At 44.8% G+C, this 15,822-nt stretch carries 16 protein-coding genes; 5 read left to right on the forward strand and 11 right to left on the reverse strand.

From position 1 onward, the window contains the following. A complete protein-coding gene (locus FEM33_RS24485; RefSeq protein WP_139014607.1) occupies positions 1 to 1,305 on the reverse strand; it encodes a hemolysin family protein in 1,305 nt (434 codons plus the stop codon). Between the two features lie 101 nt (positions 1,306 to 1,406). Between FEM33_RS24485 and FEM33_RS24490 the strand changes: the two genes are divergently transcribed. Continuing rightward, complete coding sequence (locus tag FEM33_RS24490) at positions 1,407 to 2,093, forward strand: NUDIX hydrolase (protein WP_139014608.1); 687 nt, start codon at positions 1,407 to 1,409, stop codon at positions 2,091 to 2,093. Between the two features lie 19 nt (positions 2,094 to 2,112). Here the strand turns inward: FEM33_RS24490 and coaD are convergent, their stop codons facing one another. The 4 genes from coaD to FEM33_RS24510 form a co-directional block, all read right to left on the reverse strand. After that, complete coding sequence (gene coaD, locus FEM33_RS24495) at positions 2,113 to 2,595, reverse strand: pantetheine-phosphate adenylyltransferase (protein ID WP_139014609.1); 483 nt, start codon at positions 2,593 to 2,595, stop codon at positions 2,113 to 2,115. 18 nt (positions 2,596 to 2,613) lie between these two features. Beyond that, a complete protein-coding gene (locus tag FEM33_RS24500; RefSeq protein ID WP_139014610.1) occupies positions 2,614 to 3,519 on the reverse strand; it encodes a DUF3822 family protein in 906 nt (301 codons plus the stop codon). A 33-nt stretch (positions 3,520 to 3,552) separates the two neighbouring features. Continuing rightward, positions 3,553 to 4,050, reverse strand: a complete 498-nt coding sequence (locus FEM33_RS24505) for an NUDIX domain-containing protein (protein WP_229214393.1) — start codon at positions 4,048 to 4,050, stop codon at positions 3,553 to 3,555. A 142-nt stretch (positions 4,051 to 4,192) separates the two neighbouring features. Beyond that, positions 4,193 to 4,633 carry a CBS domain-containing protein gene (locus FEM33_RS24510; RefSeq protein ID WP_229214394.1) on the reverse strand — a complete coding sequence of 147 codons (441 nt, stop codon included), beginning with the start codon at positions 4,631 to 4,633 and terminating at the stop codon, positions 4,193 to 4,195. Positions 4,634 to 4,773: 140 nt separating this feature from the next. Here FEM33_RS24510 and FEM33_RS24515 point away from each other — a divergent pair, with 140 nt between their 5' ends. Beyond that, positions 4,774 to 6,201 carry an ATP-dependent DNA helicase gene (locus FEM33_RS24515; protein WP_139014612.1) on the forward strand — a complete coding sequence of 476 codons (1,428 nt, stop codon included), beginning with the start codon at positions 4,774 to 4,776 and terminating at the stop codon, positions 6,199 to 6,201. A 1-nt stretch (position 6,202) separates the two neighbouring features. Here the strand turns inward: FEM33_RS24515 and FEM33_RS24520 are convergent, their stop codons facing one another. Further along, complete coding sequence (locus tag FEM33_RS24520; RefSeq protein WP_374756449.1) at positions 6,203 to 7,153, reverse strand: L-threonylcarbamoyladenylate synthase; 951 nt, start codon at positions 7,151 to 7,153, stop codon at positions 6,203 to 6,205. A gap of 275 nt (positions 7,154 to 7,428) precedes the next feature. Between FEM33_RS24520 and FEM33_RS24525 the strand changes: the two genes are divergently transcribed. Together FEM33_RS24525 and FEM33_RS24530 are read left to right on the forward strand one after the other, a co-directional pair. Beyond that, positions 7,429 to 9,168, forward strand: coding sequence for a GMC family oxidoreductase (locus FEM33_RS24525; RefSeq protein ID WP_139014614.1), 1,740 nt, complete (start codon positions 7,429 to 7,431; stop codon positions 9,166 to 9,168). Between the two features lie 33 nt (positions 9,169 to 9,201). Next, the gene (locus tag FEM33_RS24530; RefSeq protein WP_139014615.1) at positions 9,202 to 9,840 is read left to right on the forward strand and encodes a gluconate 2-dehydrogenase subunit 3 family protein; all 639 of its coding nucleotides are present in this window, start codon (positions 9,202 to 9,204) and stop codon (positions 9,838 to 9,840) included. Between the two features lie 78 nt (positions 9,841 to 9,918). Here FEM33_RS24530 and FEM33_RS24535 read toward each other — a convergent pair whose 3' ends face one another. The 5 genes from FEM33_RS24535 to folP form a co-directional block, all read right to left on the reverse strand. Beyond that, positions 9,919 to 11,532, reverse strand: coding sequence for an ABC-F family ATP-binding cassette domain-containing protein (locus FEM33_RS24535; protein WP_139014616.1), 1,614 nt, complete (start codon positions 11,530 to 11,532; stop codon positions 9,919 to 9,921). A gap of 132 nt (positions 11,533 to 11,664) precedes the next feature. Then, a complete protein-coding gene (locus FEM33_RS24540) occupies positions 11,665 to 12,942 on the reverse strand; it encodes a beta-propeller fold lactonase family protein (protein ID WP_139014617.1) in 1,278 nt (425 codons plus the stop codon). Between the two features lie 164 nt (positions 12,943 to 13,106). Then, positions 13,107 to 13,370, reverse strand: coding sequence for a 30S ribosomal protein S20 (rpsT, locus tag FEM33_RS24545; protein WP_139014618.1), 264 nt, complete (start codon positions 13,368 to 13,370; stop codon positions 13,107 to 13,109). A gap of 109 nt (positions 13,371 to 13,479) precedes the next feature. After that, positions 13,480 to 14,283: a diadenylate cyclase CdaA gene (cdaA, locus tag FEM33_RS24550; protein ID WP_139014619.1), complete on the reverse strand. Its 804-nt coding sequence runs from the start codon at positions 14,281 to 14,283 to the stop codon at positions 13,480 to 13,482. 36 nt (positions 14,284 to 14,319) lie between these two features. Next, on the reverse strand, positions 14,320 to 15,171 hold the full coding sequence (gene folP / locus FEM33_RS24555) for a dihydropteroate synthase (RefSeq protein ID WP_139014745.1): 852 nt from the start codon (positions 15,169 to 15,171) through the stop codon (positions 14,320 to 14,322). Between the two features lie 84 nt (positions 15,172 to 15,255). Between folP and FEM33_RS24560 the strand changes: the two genes are divergently transcribed. After that, positions 15,256 to 15,801 carry a DUF1599 domain-containing protein gene (locus tag FEM33_RS24560; protein ID WP_139014620.1) on the forward strand — a complete coding sequence of 182 codons (546 nt, stop codon included), beginning with the start codon at positions 15,256 to 15,258 and terminating at the stop codon, positions 15,799 to 15,801. The last annotated feature ends 21 nt before the right edge of the window (positions 15,802 to 15,822 follow it).

Genomic DNA, 15,822 nt, shown 5'->3' on the forward strand with positions numbered 1-15,822 from the left:
TTAGTCTTCGGATTCTTCTTGAATATTGTGGTTAATCAGTAATAACTTGTCAATACGGCTTCTGTCCATATCCAGGACTTCAAATTCAAAATACTTCCATTTGAATTTTTCGCCGGTCTTCGGGATATTTTCCAGTATATGCAGTACAAAGCCGCCCAGCGTGTTGAAACCTACAAGTTCGCGTCTTTCCGTATCCGTCATATTGATACTGAAGTACTGAAGGAAATTATCAAACGGAAGCTGGGCATCAATCAGGTAACTTCCGTCTTCCCGCTTGATGATTTCTGTGGCCTCTTCCATATCTTCGGAAATATCGCCGACGAGCGCATCCATGATATCGTGCATGGTTAGAACGCCGAGCAGTCCGCCGTACTCATCCACAATGATGCCGAAATATACGCGCTGTTCCTTAAACTTTTCAAGCGCCTGATATGCCCGGTTGCTTTCCGGCAAATAGACGGGATCTTTGACAATCGCGTTCAGATTAGCCATTTGTGCTTCCATATCCGTCGCAATCAGGTCTTTCACATACACAAGCCCGACAACATTGTCAACAGTGTCCCGGCAGACCGGATAAATGGAATGCCGCGATTCAAATATCTTGGCCTTGTTTTCCTCCACCGAATCTTCCAGGTCAAGCCACACAATTTCCTGCCGGTTCGTCATCAGCGAAGTAACTTTTCTGTCGCCGAGCTGAAAAACATTGTGTACGATTTCCTGTTCGATTTCTTCAAAAACGCCGCCGGAAGTTCCTTCCTGAATAAGGCTTTTGATTTCCTCTTCAGTTACCGAATTCTCGCTGGGCTTGATGTTCAGGATTTTAATGATCAAGTCACTTGAAAAACTCAGCAAAGCAATAAACGGAGCCGTAATTTTTGAAAGCAGGTTCATAGGCCGCGCCATAAACCTGGAAATCGCTTCCGGATTTGCCATTCCGATTCTTTTCGGCACGAGTTCGCCCAGCACGAGTGAAAGGTAAGTAATGATGACCAGCACGGTACCGACCGCCAGCGAGTGGCTGTACGGGTTCAGAAAAGGGATACCTGCTATAAACTTTTCAAGATTGGAAGTAATATTGTCGCCGCTGTACATACCCGTCAGCAGTCCGATCAGCGTAATTCCGATCTGAACGGTTGACAAGAAGCGGTTCGGAGAACTGGCGAGGTTCAATGCGGCCTTTGCACTGGCATCGCCATTTTTCGCAGCAGATTCAAGACGGGATTTTCGGGATGAAACAAGTGCAATCTCGGACATGGAAAAAACACCATTGAGAAGCACTAAAAGCAGAATGATCAGGAGTTCCAAGAACTGTATATTTGTTACCAGTACAAATTTATCAATAATAATCACTGTCTAAACTAAACTCTTTACTTAATTTTGGCATCCTATCACGTACCATTTGAAAAATGATCATTTTTTTTGACGACCGTCCATTCAGAATTGTACGGACCAATCAGCTTTCTGCCTCGGAAACTTCGGGCTTTGACCATGTCATTGACCTGAGGCTTGAGAAACTTAAAAAGACGATGTTGACCGGCCATATCCTGTTTCTGAATTCCACTGCAACAACGGCCGTGCAGGTTATACAGCTTCTGGAAAAGGAATTGCCGAAGCAGATGCTTTCCATTACGATGGCCACGCGGGAAAAATCGGAAGTGGAAGAAAAAATAAAAGGATTGTATAAAGTAATCAAGGCTTCCGGCGGCGTAGTTGTAAAAGACGGCAAATGGCTTTTTATGTTCCGCAGGAAAAAATGGGACCTTCCCAAAGGAAAACTGGATAAAGGAGAAAATTCAAAAACGGCTGCAATCAGGGAAATCAAGGAAGAAACCGGTGTAGATGCAGCCATCCGGGACAAGATCTGCACAACATGGCATACGTACAGCCTGAACAATAACCGAATCCTGAAACGTACAAAATGGTACCTTTTCGACTGCATTGATGATTCGGAAATGCAGCCGCAGGCCGAAGAGCAGATTGAAAAACTGGACTGGTACGCACCGGCAGAAGCCAAATCAATCCTGATCAATTCTTACAGTTCGATACGCTATGTCATTGACAGTCTGAACAAAATTCACAAAATCAACGAATAAGCAGCATATTTTGGTAAAACTATCCTTCCTGACTCAGTTTATTTAACTCCGAAAGCGAATAAGGCAGGAAATTGTCCACGCCTTGCCCGTAACGATGCAGATCGCGGATAATGCTGGAACTGATCGGCGCAAGATTTGGCGAAGTAATCAGAAATACGGTTTCTATTTCCTCGTACAAATACCGGTTGACTTGCGAAATACCGTTTTCATACTCGAAATCGGTCGTATTACGCAGACCTCTCAGCAAAAATGTGGCGCCGAGTTCGCGGGCTGTATGCGCGGTAAGGTCTTCGTAAGTGATAACCTTCACATTTTCCTGATGATCAAACGTCCTTTCGATCATTTCTTTCATGACGTCCAGCGGGAAATAGCGCTTTTTGGTAGCGTTGTTTCCTATCCCGATTACTACTTCGTCAAAAAGCCGCAGTCCGCGTATGACAATATCTTCATGCCCTTTGGTAAAAGGATCAAAAGAGCCGGGAAACAATGCAATGCGCTTCATAGTAGCTTGATTTACAGATCAGGATGAAACAAGGTAAGTATTGAAAAGACCGAAATATCTGTGCCCGGGCACATGTGCGCACTGGGTGCTGTAACGCAGCGTTGTAGGCCCGTTTCCGATGTGCAGATTGGGGAAAAACTGTGAAAGTTCTGTGTATGTGTCCGAAGAAGCTGTTATTTCACCGTAGCAGATCACTTTCATTTCCTCCGGAAGAAAATTCAGCTGGCTTAAAGTAAACAGAATAATGTAGGCAAGTTCCTGGAATTGTGAAAACCGGAACCGGTTGCAAAGTATAAGCTGCTGACTTTCTGTTATGATCAGCGTAAAATAATCTTTTTCAAAATAAACAGAAACAATCCGGAATTCTTCATGTTCCGCATGGCTCACCAACGCGCCGATGATCAGCGGGCTTGTCAGATGATAAAAAGTAATGCTGGACGAGCCGAAATGATTGATCATCCAGTCGTACCAGATTTGCGGAATGCTGAAAACATTGTAGGCATGAACAAGCGGCAGCTCATGATATAAAACTTTTTCATCCTCCGGAACCGGATTTCCCAGCGCAAACTCAAGATAATCCCGAATGGCATTTTTATCAAAAATGATACTTGGAATCAGGCTGAAAGCATGCGAATTGATCGCGATCCTTACATTTTTCCAGTTATGCGAAGACCATAACAAATGGCCGGTAAAAATCTTTTTCAGCTTTTCGAAGATCTCATTCGGGTTCAGAACCGTCTCAAAACCGTAATCTTCCAGCCAGATGCATTCCATATTTTCATCACGGACAATGCAGAAACGGATACGCCTTTCATCCACTTCGATACACAATGTACAGAACGGAATGCTGGCCTCGTCAAACGAATTATCGCCTACGAGCAAGGTAGGAATAACTTCAATGACTTGGTTTTCAGAATGTGCCACAATAAAACGGGTAATTATTAATTAATATTCAATTCAGTCGGCCGCTCCGAAAATGTACTTTTCAAGCTGTAAAATTTCTTCAAGCGCATGCACATGCGAAAATAAGCCATGCAATTGATAATCCTCAAATTGGCTGAGTTCTTCCCAGCTCATAAAACGGACATCGGCGATAATCTGGTTTTCAGCCGGCAGTTCGGGATCAGTGCCTTTTTCGGGCATGCCTGCAAATGATTCTATTTCAAAGAATAATTCAATGGCATGCAGCGGGGCCTGAATGTGTTCGTTGACAAAAAGCAGCTTTCCTACTTTCACATCCAGACCGGTTTCCTCTCTGAATTCCCTTTTCAACGCCATTTCGGCTGTTTCTCCAAAAACAATACCGCCGCCGGGCGGGCTCCAGAAAAACCCGTCTTTGCCATAAAGCGAATGGTTGATCAGCAGTATTTTATCATTGACCATGCAGATTCCGCAAACGCGGACACGTACAATGCCGCCGTACAAAATTTCTATCTGATCATTCAGTTTTGACAAAGCCTGATTTTTTGGAGCGGTAAATATAAACATCCTGACAGAATTGACAAGACATAATTCTGTCAGGAAAGGCGTTTCTGCCTGAATAAAGCAGAATTTGTCTTTCTGAAAAGATGCAGTAAAAAAATAAACGGGTTTGTAATCAGTAATAAGGACTTCCTGAAATGTAGCTTTCCAGCGTGTTGATATGTTCCTTTTGTTCGTACATAATGGCCGATACAATATCATTGATGGAAATAATGCCGACCAGCCTTCCATGCTCATTTACAGGCAAATGGCGAATGTGTTTATCAGACATGATCTGCATGCATTCCTCAATTTTCTGATCCGTTTCCACGGTAATTACCTTGCTGGTCATCACTTCCCGGATCAGCGTGTCGCGTGATGCCCTTCCCTGAAGAATAACTTTTCTTGCATAATCCCTTTCCGAAAATATTCCGATCAGTTCGTTGTTTTCCAGTACCAAAACCGCTCCGATATTTTTGGCAGCCATCAGCTCAAGAGCCTCGAATACAGTATTATCCTGCGTAACTGACCAGATTGCATTAAAAGGCTTGTTGCCCATTACATGATGTACCAGCATAGACGATAAGGTTATGGATTTGAGATAAAAGGAAACCTAATATAGAAATTTGATCCATTAAAATCCAACTATTTCTTAGTATATTTTTGTAACTGGAATGCCACTTTGATATTTCCGTTCCTTCCATTAGCTTCGTTATTATGGAAACAGACAAAATTTTACCTTCCCAGCTGCTGCGCAAACGTTTTCCTTTCAAACCTACTGAAGGTCAGCTCCGTTTTTTCGCCAAGATGGATGATTTTCTGATCGAGGAATCGGGGCTTGAACGTTACCGCGACTGCTTTTTACTGAAAGGATATGCCGGAACGGGTAAAACCACGATTATAAGCACCTTGATAAAAGTTCTAAAAAACTTCGGGTACAAATCCGTGCTGCTTGCTCCTACCGGCAGGGCTGCCAAAGTAATGTCCGGTTATTCCGAAAAAATTGCACTGACGATTCATAAAAAAATATACAAGCAAACGGCGGATTCCTTTTCAGGCACACTGACATTTCAGCGCCAGAAAAATTACCATGACAATACTTTATTTATTGTGGATGAAGCGTCCATGATAACAGATGAAGCTGATTTTGGCAACCGCAGCCTTTTGGCCGATCTTATTGAATTTGTATTTGAAAATCCTGGAAACAAGCTGATGCTCGTCGGCGACGTGGCCCAGCTTCCGCCGGTCGGTCGCGAACTGAGCCCGGCACTGGACGGCGAATACCTGGAAAGGACTTTTTATATGTCCGTGTTTCAGGAAGAACTCAGGGAAGTCATGCGGCAGGATGAAGAATCGGGCATCCTTTACAATGCAACGCTGCTCCGGAATGAACTCAGTGCAGAAAAACCCAACATTCACATCACAACAAGATCTTACCGTGATGTTTTCAAGATGACCGGCGAAAAGCTGGAAGAAGGGCTTCGCTATGCTTATGACAAGTTCGGGCAGGAAAATTCAATCATTCTGACACGCTCCAACAAGTCTGCTGTTCAGTACAACGAATTCATCCGGCGGGCCATTAACTTTTCGGAAGAAGAAATTGACGCCGGCGACCGGCTGATGGTTGTGCGTAACAACTATAATGTACTCGATGAAGATTCACCTGCGGGTTTCATTGCCAACGGTGATTTTGTAGAATTACTGAAAATCCGGAAAACGGAGGAAATCCACGGATTCCGGTTTGCAGATGTGGTTCTCCGCCTGACGGATTACGAAAAACAGCCGGAGTTTAACGCCAAGATTTTTCTGGATACGCTGCATTCCGCCGCTCCTTCCCTTTCGTCGGATGACAATAAGAAGTTATACGAAAGTATCCTTGAAGATTATTTTCACATCAAATCAAAGAAAGAACGCGCGGAAGCATTGCGGAAAGATCCGTATCTGAATGCTCTTCAGGTGAAATTCGCCTACGCGCTTACGTGTCACAAAGCGCAGGGCGGACAATGGAGCAGCGTATTTATTGACCAGGGATATTTACCAGAAGAACAGATCAATGCGGAATTCATACGCTGGCTTTATACGGCGATTACGCGCGCTACGGACGAAGTTTTCCTGATGAATTTTCATCCTTATTTTTTCAAATAGCTTAATGCGCTGCCGCTCGCTGCAGCCGGTCGTTAATGGCAAGTCCGAGGCCACGCGCAGGAACGCGTTCAGCAATGATCTGTTCAACAGGCAGTGCGTCCAGTTCCCGCAAGTAAGCGAAAAGATTATGCGCAGCTTCCTGCATATCTGAATTAAAGCTTAAAACGCGTTGATTGGCATGGCTTACGCCTTCGAGATATTTGTCAAACAGAAGATAGCCGGTTTGTTCGTTACCGCTTTTTGAAATTACTTCATTCTGCAGAAAAAACGGCTTTCTCGGCGCATAATGGCTTTTCAGCATGCCAGGCGCTTTGGGGTCAGAAGAGGAATTCGGCATCAGCGTTACTTTCCCGATCACTTGCTCAATGTCGTCCACCGCCAGACCGCCGAGCCGATAAATGATCGTTTCATTATTTTCAAAGCCTACAATCGTCGATTCGATGCCTACACGGCTTTCGCCACCGTCCAGAATATAAGGGATTTTTTCTCCAAGTTGCGCATTTACATGTGCTGCATTCGTTGGACTGATGTAACCAAAAGGATTGGCACTTGGAGCGGCCAGCGGGAAATCCAGCCTTTTCAACAGTTCAAGCAACAATGGATGATTCGGAATCCTCACCGCCACGCTATCCAGTCCGGATGTGACCAGATCGGGTATGACCGTTTTTTTAGGCAAAAGCAAAGTAAGCGGTCCGGGCCAGAATTTTTCTGCAAGCCTGCGGGCTTTCTCAGGGAAATCCGAGACATAGTGCATTACTTTTTCAACAGAATCGGTATGAATAATGAGCGGATCAAACGCCGGACGGTTTTTCACCTCAAAAATGGACAAAACGGCCTTTTCATCCAGCGCATTGCCTGCTAGTCCGTAAACCGTTTCAGTAGGAATGGCCACAAGTCCTCCTTTTACAAGAGTCTCTTTTGCCAGGTTTATATCGTTTCCCGTAACTGCCAAAATCATTCAATTGGATTAAAAGATCAAAATTAACGAGATGTATCACAAGCGCAGCTATTTTTTAGCGTTAGTTAAAGAATATTCAGGCAACGAAGTTTAAAAGAAGCCGTTTTTGGTCACTTCAAAGTATTTATTGCAAGATTTTAATTGAAATTCCACATTCCATTTAGATTTGTTTTAAATAAACTTTAAAATGTATACGAACGGCTACTGTTATATAATCCGTGTTTATATTTAATGATTAAATAGTATTTTTATAAACTACCCTTTTAACTATGTTTCAAATCAAAGAACAGCCTGTCGTTTTTGACGTCTGCATTATTGGCTCGGGAGCAGGAGGCGGAATGGCGGCATACCAGCTTGCAAAAGCAGGTGCCAAAGTGGCTCTTTTAGAGGCAGGCGGATATTTTGACCCTGCTGATCCTAAATATATTACGCAGCTTAAATGGCCCTGGGAATCACCGCGCAGAGGCGCTTCCAATCATCGTCCGTTCGGTGACTTTGATGCCGCATGGGGCGGCTGGGACATTGAAGGCGAGCCTTACACGCATAAAAACGGCACAGAATTCGACTGGTTCCGTTCAAGGATGCTGGGCGGCCGTACCAATCACTGGGGCCGGATTTCGCTCCGTTTCGGACCAAAGGATTTCAAGAGAAAAAGCATAGACGGCCTGGGCGACGACTGGCCGATCAGTTATGACGATGTAAAACCATACTACGATCAGGTCGATAAACTGATCGGGGTTTTCGGAACGGTTGAAAACATGGACAACGAGCCGGACGGAATTTTTCTGCCTCCGCCGAAACCGCGTCTGCATGAACTTATGCTTAAACAGGCCGGAAAAAAGGCTAATGTGCCTGTCATTCCTTCCCGTCTTTCCATTCTTACAAAGCCGATTAACGATCAGCGCGGGGTTTGTTTTTATTGCAGCCAATGTTCGCGCAGCTGTCAGGCTTATGCGGATTTCTCGTCCTCTTCAGTGCTTTGTATCCCGGCTGTAAAAACCGGAAATGTAACACTGATCAACAATGCCATGGCACGCGAAGTGCTTACCGATCCGGTTTCCGGACTGGCAACGGGCGTTTCTTATGTGAACCGTGAAAAACTGACAGAACACACCATCAAAGCGAAAGTAGTTGTACTGGCAGCCAGCGCAGGAGAATCCGCAAGACTTTTGCTGAACTCCAAATCAGAAAGACATCCGGGCGGGCTTGCCAATTCAAGCGGCGTGGTTGGAAAATACCTGCACGATTCTACCGGTGCGTCGCGCGGTGCATTTCTTCCGCATCTGATGGACAGAAAAAGATACAATGAAGACGGCGTAGGCGGTATGCACGTGTACACTCCTTGGTGGCTGGACAACAAAAAACTGGATTTCCCGAGAGGTTACCACATCGAATACGGCGGCGGAATGGGTATGCCAAGTTACGGTTTTGGCTCAGGCATCGAAAATATGAACGGAAAATACCCGACAGCGTCAGGCCTGATGAAACCTGCGGGCGGATACGGCGCCTCGCTGAAAGAAGATTACCGTCGTTTTTACGGTGCTTACGTTGGAATGGCCGGTCGTGGTGAAGCTGTCCCCGATATCAATAACTATTGCGAAATTGACCCGAACGTTGTGGACAAGTACGGTATTCCCGTTTTGCGTTTCCATTATAAATGGTCGGATTACGAGATCAAGCAGGCCAAACACATGCATGATACTTTTGAAGAGATCATCCATGCACTGGGCGGCGTGGCAAGCGGCACAAAACCCGGCGCTGATACCAACTATGGAATTGCAGCACCCGGCCGTATTATCCATGAAGTGGGAACCGTCAGAATGGGCGATGACCCGAAAACTTCCGCATTGAACAAATATTCACAGGCTCACGACGCGAAAAACGTGTTTGTTGTAGACGGCGGATCGTTTGTTTCGCAAGCAGATAAAAACCCGACCTGGACCATCCTTGCACTTTCCATGCGCGCATCGGAATACATTGTCAATCAGGTTAAGCAAAAGAATATTTAACCATTTGAACTTAGTTTCAAATCTTATTAAAATATGAAACGCAGAGATTCATTAAAAGCCCTGACACTTAGTTCGCTTGGCATTACCGCGCTCAACCCGCAGGTGGCGCTTGCCGAACAAAGAGAACTGGATACACAGATGCCGCCTGAAACGCCGCTCAAAATACCGAACGGACGCACCAAAGACGAGGCAATCCGGGATGCGAAGCTTTTGAAAGAAAAGTTTTTAACTCCTTCGGAAATGGCAACGATCAAAGTTCTTGTTGATATTATCATTCCGGCCGATGACAAATCGGGCAGCGCCACACAGGCCGGAGTTCCTGATTTTATCGAGTTCATTGTAAAGGATATGCCGCAATATCAGACACCGTTACGCGGCGGTTTGAAATGGCTTGACCTTGAATCCAACAAAAGGTTCAAGAAAATATTCACCCTTTGTACAAAGGCGCAGCAAATCCAGATCGTTGACGATATTGCCTATCCGGAAAAAGCCAAACCCATGCACAGCCAGGGCGTCGCTTTTTTCAATATGATGCGAAATCTGACCGCTTCCGGATTTTATACTACCAGAATCGGGATTGACGATCTTGGCTATGTAGGAAACACGCCTAACGTTTGGGAAGGTGTTCCGGCAGACGTGCTGAAACAATACGGACTGAGCTACGACTCATAACTTACTTTTTAAGCTAAAAAGGCCTTTGATAAACTTGCTGAAAGTTTTATCAAAGGCCTTTTCTTTTATCTATTATAATCAATACAGCTTCTGGCGCTGCTGTTTTACGGTTTCATCTTTCAGGAATTCGTCATAAGTCATCAATTTATCCAGAATTCCTTTCGGGCCGATTTCGATAATGCGGTTGGCAATCGTATGCACAAACTGGTGATCGTGCGAATAGAACAACAGACAGCCAGAAAAGTCAATCAATCCGTTGTTCAGCGCCGTAATGGATTCCAGATCAAGGTGGTTTGTCGGATCGTCGAGTACCAGAGCATTCGCACCGGAAAGCATTGTTCTGGAAAGCATGCAGCGTACTTTTTCACCTCCTGAAAGCACTTTGGCTTTTTTCAGCGACTCTTCGCCGGAGAAAAGCATTCTTCCCAGAAACCCCCGGATAAAACTTTCGTCCTTTTCTTCCGAATACTGACGAAGCCAGTCCACAAGATTCAGGTCCACATCAAAAAACTGCGTCGGATCTTTCGGAAAATACGATTTGGTGATGGTTACACCCCAGGTATAAGTTCCTTTATCTGCTTTCTGAACTTCATTTATGATATCGAAAAAAGAACTGATCGCAAGAACATTACGGCTCACAAATGCGATTTTATCTCCTTTGTTAACTGTAAAGCTGAGATTATCAAAAAGTTTGGTTCCGTCTTCGGCTGTTTTGGACAATCCTTCAATTCGCAGCAGCTGATCGCCAACTTCTCTTTCCGACTTGAATGCGATATACGGATATTTACGCGAAGAAGGCTTTATATCGTCAATCGTCAGTTTTTCAAGCAGTTTGGCGCGCGAAGTGGCCTGCTTGGACTTGGAAGCATTCGCACTGAACCTTCTGATAAAGTCTTCCAGTTCCTTACGCTTGTCTTCAGACTTCCTGTTTGCATCCTGACGCTGCTTCAACGCAAGCTGACTGGACTCATACCAGAAAGAATAATTTCCTGTAAACATCTGAACCTTGCTGAAATCAATATCGACAACATGCGTACAAACCTCATCCAGAAAGTGCCTGTCGTGGGAAACAACGATTACGGTATTTTTAAAGTCAGCTAAAAAGTTTTCGAGCCAGAGTACCGTTTCAACGTCCAGGTTGTTTGTAGGCTCATCAAGCAGCAGCACATCCGGATTTCCGAACAACGCCTGCGCAAGCAGAACCCTAACTTTGTCATTGGCGTTGAGATCGCCCATAATGGCGGAATGCAGTTCTTCGCCAAGTCCCAGTCCGCTCAGCAGCTGCGCTGCTTCCGTTTCCGCTTCCCAGCCGTTCAGGTCGGCAAATTCCGCTTCCAGTTCCGCCGCTTTTTCACCGTCGGCATCGGTAAAATCTTCTTTTTCGTAAATGGCTTCACGCTCTTTCATGATCTTGTAAAGACGTTCATGTCCCAAAATCACCGTGTCCATTACGGGATATGCATCAAATTCAAACTGGTCCTGTTTCAGAAAAGTCATCCTTTCGCCGGGATTCATTTGAACTGTACCGGTCTGCGGCTCAATTTCACCGGAAAGAATTTTCAAAAAGGTCGATTTTCCTGCCCCGTTCGCTCCAATCACTCCATAACAGTTTCCGGGGACAAATTTTATATTTACTTCGTCAAATAATATCCTTTTGCCGTATCTTAAGGATACGTTCTGAACCGTAATCATTGTAAATCAATTTTTATGAATGAAACCGCAAAATTAAGAAATTCATGCCGATTTCATATGTTTGATAGTATTAAAAGCAAAGAAAGCGGGCTGATAATCACCAGTCCGCTTTCTTTATGCATCTGTGGCACGTCAGGGAATAACCCTTAATGTATGGGCTCCTTTTCCTACACTTATTTTGGCATCCTGCTTTTTCAGAGAAGGTGTTTCACCTTTGGTAACACTCCAGAATTCAACACCGCCGTTTCCCATTCCGTATTCAAGGTATTCAAAAACGGAAACGGCAAGATGGGAACCGTCTTTATCAAAGGCGATGCTCTGCGGATAAATCCCGTCAAAAGGATAATCTGCCACTTTGGTCAGTGCACCGTCTGCTTTTCCGACTTTGAACAAAGTAATGGAAGCTCCTGCTCCGGTTCCGGCTTCTGTCCATGGCGCATCGCTTTTTCCCGCATTCACGGCGACCAGCTGCGAACCATCCGGACTGATTGTAAAAGAACCTGTATTGATGCCGGCCGGAACCTGGCTTGCGACTTTATGCTCAACGGTGCCGTCCATGGAAAAATCCACGACCAGAATTTCACCTTCGCCCGTTGATTTTCCCGGAGCACCTTTGGTGTCCAGCACAAAGTAATGCTTCCCGTCCGAAGAGAATTTCCCGAAAGACGGCTGTGTTCCGACTTTAACAGGCTTGCCGACAATTTCCACATTTTTGAGCTTGCCGCCTTCCCGGATGACTTTATACAATCCTACTTCCTTGGAATTGCTCAGCGTAAAGGCAATGTAATCACCGGAAGGATGCCAGGAAAGGTCGGCAATTTTATTGGACGAGTCGATTGCTGCGGGCAGATTCAGGAACCTTGCAGGCTTGCCGTCTGGTCCTGCTTCGATAAACACCAGCTCTTTTCCGGCTTCGCCCGTTGAAATAATCAGTTCGTTTTTATTCACATCAATGGCCATCGGTTTTTTCCCGACCGGAAAACCGAATTTTGCCTTTGGTGAAGCAAGGTTTGTAATATCGACTACAAATAATTTTTCTCCTGCCGGAAATTCTGAAATCACATCTTTATATTCCGTAACGCCGTCTTCCGGCTTCACACGGCTTTCCAGCACATAAGCAAGTCCGCCGGCCGGAGGTACCGCCAGCGTTTTGGAATATCCGAGTGCCGAATTTGAAACCATTGCACTTCCGATTCCTTTACTGCCTCTTTCAACAGGAAATTTGATTGTACTTAACTGATCCTTTGCTGTAATGTCTCTTAATAGCTTTCCATCAACAAGTGCAGATGCCGACAAATCCGCATCCGAAACTACAACCAGTCCGCGTGCATTGAAGTTAATCGTCGATTGGGCAACGGCCGGGATTGCTCCCAATGCTGCCAAACCAGCAAATAAAACGACTTTTTTCATAAAAAGAATTTAGGTTACAGTGATTGAAAGTAAATAGAACGATCAGATCGAACTAAACCTTGTAAAGAACCAATGCTTTATAAGGACTTTAAAAATGGCAATATAACAAAAAAGAAAACCCCGGTAAATCGTTACCGGGGTTTAAATCTCAGGAAGAAAAGGGACTAAGCTGCTGCAGTAAGTGCATTCACAACTTTTGCCAGTTTTGATTTCTGGTTAGAAGCCTTTTTCTTGTGGATAATATTTTTCTTTGCCAAACGATCCAACATTGAAGAAACAGTTTTGTAAACTTCAACAGCTACTGCCTTATCAGTCGTTTCACGCAATTTCTTGATGTATGAACGTGTAGTTTTATGCTGGTAACGATTACGCAAACGTTTTGTTTCGTTAGCGCGGATTCTCTTTAATGCTGATTTATGATTTGCCATCTTATTGAACTGATATTTTCCTATTTTTCATTTCGATTTGCAAAAGTAGAAATTACCGGCTGAAAAGCCAAGCTTAGCCTGAAATATATTTGATCAATCCCGGCTCAACTTACTGCGGCATACGTTGCACGTCGGAATTCAGGTATTCTTCAATGCGGTTTTCCAGCTCCGTATACGGAATATTGCTGTGCAGCTGCCCTTCCACGGCAAGCGAGATTTTGCCGGTCTGCTCGGAAATGACAATTACAATAGCATCTGTGGCTTCACTCATGCCCATGGCTGCTCTGTGCCGGAACCCGAGTGAAGACGGAACATCCACGCCGTCCGCGACCGGCAGCACGCATCTTGCCGCTTTCAGTACGCCGTCCACAATGATTACGGCACCGTCATGCAACTCACTATACTGATTAAAAAGGGAAACAAGCAACGGTTTGGAAACGCGTGAATCCAGCAATTCGCCGGTTTCAACGTATTTGCTTAAATCGTCTCTTTTATTGACGACAATCAATGCGCCTGTAAAGTTTGCGGCAATGGTTTTGCTGGCGTCCACGATTTCCTTCAGGTTTTTCACTTTCAGGTCCAGCACCGAATTGCCCATTACTTTTTTCAGCAGCCCGTTGTTGGTATAAATGGTGGATTTACCGATTATGAGCAAAAAACGCCGGATTTCCTGCTGAAAAATAACAATCAGCGCAACGGCTCCAACGCCCATAAAATATTGTAAAATAGCTGTGAGTAGTCCCAGTCCAAGTCCTTTTACAACCAGATAAAACACGTAAACAAACAGATACCCGAGGAAAACCCTGCTGGCAATACTTCCCCGAACCAGCGTATATACCTGATAAAGAAGAACTGAAACTAAAAAAACATCCAGGACGTCAGCCCAATTGATGTTCAAAAAACCCACACGCATAAGAAAATCAATATTATTCCGGGACTAAATTACTATTTAATTCATACTGTTACCAGCGGCAATCCATAGTTTTACAACTTCTGCCGCCGGTTTTACGTCATGCACGCGAATAATTGACGCGCCCTGCTGCAATGCCAGTGTGTTGAGTACGGTTGTTCCATTTAACGCTTCTTCGGCTGTAATATTTAAAGTTTTGTAAATGGTGGTTTTTCTCGAAATCCCGACAAGCAGCGGATAATCCAGCAAATGAAAGGCATGAAGGTTTTTCATCAGTTCAAAATTCTGGGCAATGGTTTTGGCAAACCCGAAACCCGGATCAACAATGATATCTGCAACGCCTTTCTGCCTGAGCACATCCACTTTTTCCTTCAGATCTTTCAGAATGTCCGGAATCAGCTGATTGTAATTTGTTAATTGGTTCATCGTCTGCGGCGTACCGCGCATATGCATCAGAATATAAGGAACTTTCAGCGCAGCGGCCACATCAAACATGCTGTCGTCCAGTATTCCGCCTGAAACGTCATTGATCATATGCGCGCCCTTATATACGGCCCGGCTGGCTACTGAAGATCGAAAGGTATCTACGGAAAGAATCAGATCAGGAAAATATTTATTTAACGGCTCAATCGCGGATTCCACGCGGTCCGCTTCTTCCTCCGGATCAATTTCCTTTGCCCCCGGCCGTGTGGAATACCCGCCGACATCAATAATGCCTGCACCCTCTTTCTGCATTTGCCCGGCCTTGTCCACAAGCTCGTCAACGGAGCTGATGCGGCTTCCGGCGTAAAAAGAATCCGGCGTTATATTGAGTATGCCCATTACAACCGGAGTTGACAGTTCCATCAGTCTGCCCCGGATGTTGAGCGTTTTTTTGCTAACTTGCATCATCATTTTTTAACTGAAACCGGCAAGGGAATGATTGTGAACTCATTCTGAATTCCCCGCCGTAAAGCCATTAACTAATCCAAAGCAGTGAAATCCACAGAATCGGAATATCAGGAAATCATTCAGTATTGCCAAGCGCTTTTTACAAAAAAGAACAGAGATTACGGAACATCATGGCGTATCCTGCGGATTCCGTCGCTTACAGACCAGATTTTCATCAAGGCGCAGAGAATCCGGACCATTCAGGAAAAAGGCGTACAAAAGGTGAATGAAGACGTTTCTTCCGAGTTCGTCGGCATCATCAATTACTGCGTTATGGCGCTTATTCAGATTGCCTCGGCAGAAACCGGACAGGATATTCAGGACTCGGATCTGGCAAATCTGTACAATATGCAGGTCAATGAAGTCAAGGAACTGCTTTTCAACAAAAATCACGATTACGGCGAGGCGTGGCGCGATATGCGCGTCAGTTCCATGACGGATATTATTCTGATGAAATTGCTGAGGATTAAACAAATCGAGGATAATCAGGGATTGACGCTGGTTTCTGAAGGTGTCAAGGCGGGTTATCAGGATATTATCAATTATTCTGTTTTCTGCCTGATCAAATCCAATGCATTGCAAACAAACTGACCAGCGTTTTGTGTTAAAGCA

Origin of the sequence: Dyadobacter flavalbus, assembly GCF_006149045.1 — a bacterium.
Classification (GTDB): Bacteria; Bacteroidota; Bacteroidia; order Cytophagales; family Spirosomataceae; genus Dyadobacter; species Dyadobacter flavalbus.

Excerpts from the sequence above, each read along its gene's own strand:
- FEM33_RS24490 (WP_139014608.1), top strand. The coding sequence starts at position 1,407 with ATGATCATTTTTTTTGACGACCGTCCATTCAGAATTGTACGGACCAAT.
- coaD (WP_139014609.1), bottom strand. The coding sequence starts at position 2,595 with ATGAAGCGCATTGCATTGTTTCCCGGCTCTTTTGATCCTTTTACCAAA.
- FEM33_RS24510 (WP_229214394.1), bottom strand. The coding sequence starts at position 4,633 with ATGCTGGTACATCATGTAATGGGCAACAAGCCTTTTAATGCAATCTGG.
- FEM33_RS24515 (WP_139014612.1), top strand. The coding sequence starts at position 4,774 with ATGGAAACAGACAAAATTTTACCTTCCCAGCTGCTGCGCAAACGTTTT.
- FEM33_RS24525 (WP_139014614.1), top strand. The coding sequence starts at position 7,429 with ATGTTTCAAATCAAAGAACAGCCTGTCGTTTTTGACGTCTGCATTATT.
- FEM33_RS24530 (WP_139014615.1), top strand. The coding sequence starts at position 9,202 with ATGAAACGCAGAGATTCATTAAAAGCCCTGACACTTAGTTCGCTTGGC.
- FEM33_RS24535 (WP_139014616.1), bottom strand. The coding sequence starts at position 11,532 with ATGATTACGGTTCAGAACGTATCCTTAAGATACGGCAAAAGGATATTA.
- FEM33_RS24540 (WP_139014617.1), bottom strand. The coding sequence starts at position 12,942 with ATGAAAAAAGTCGTTTTATTTGCTGGTTTGGCAGCATTGGGAGCAATC.
- rpsT (WP_139014618.1), bottom strand. The coding sequence starts at position 13,370 with ATGGCAAATCATAAATCAGCATTAAAGAGAATCCGCGCTAACGAAACA.
- cdaA (WP_139014619.1), bottom strand. The coding sequence starts at position 14,283 with ATGCGTGTGGGTTTTTTGAACATCAATTGGGCTGACGTCCTGGATGTT.
- folP (WP_139014745.1), bottom strand. The coding sequence starts at position 15,171 with ATGATGCAAGTTAGCAAAAAAACGCTCAACATCCGGGGCAGACTGATG.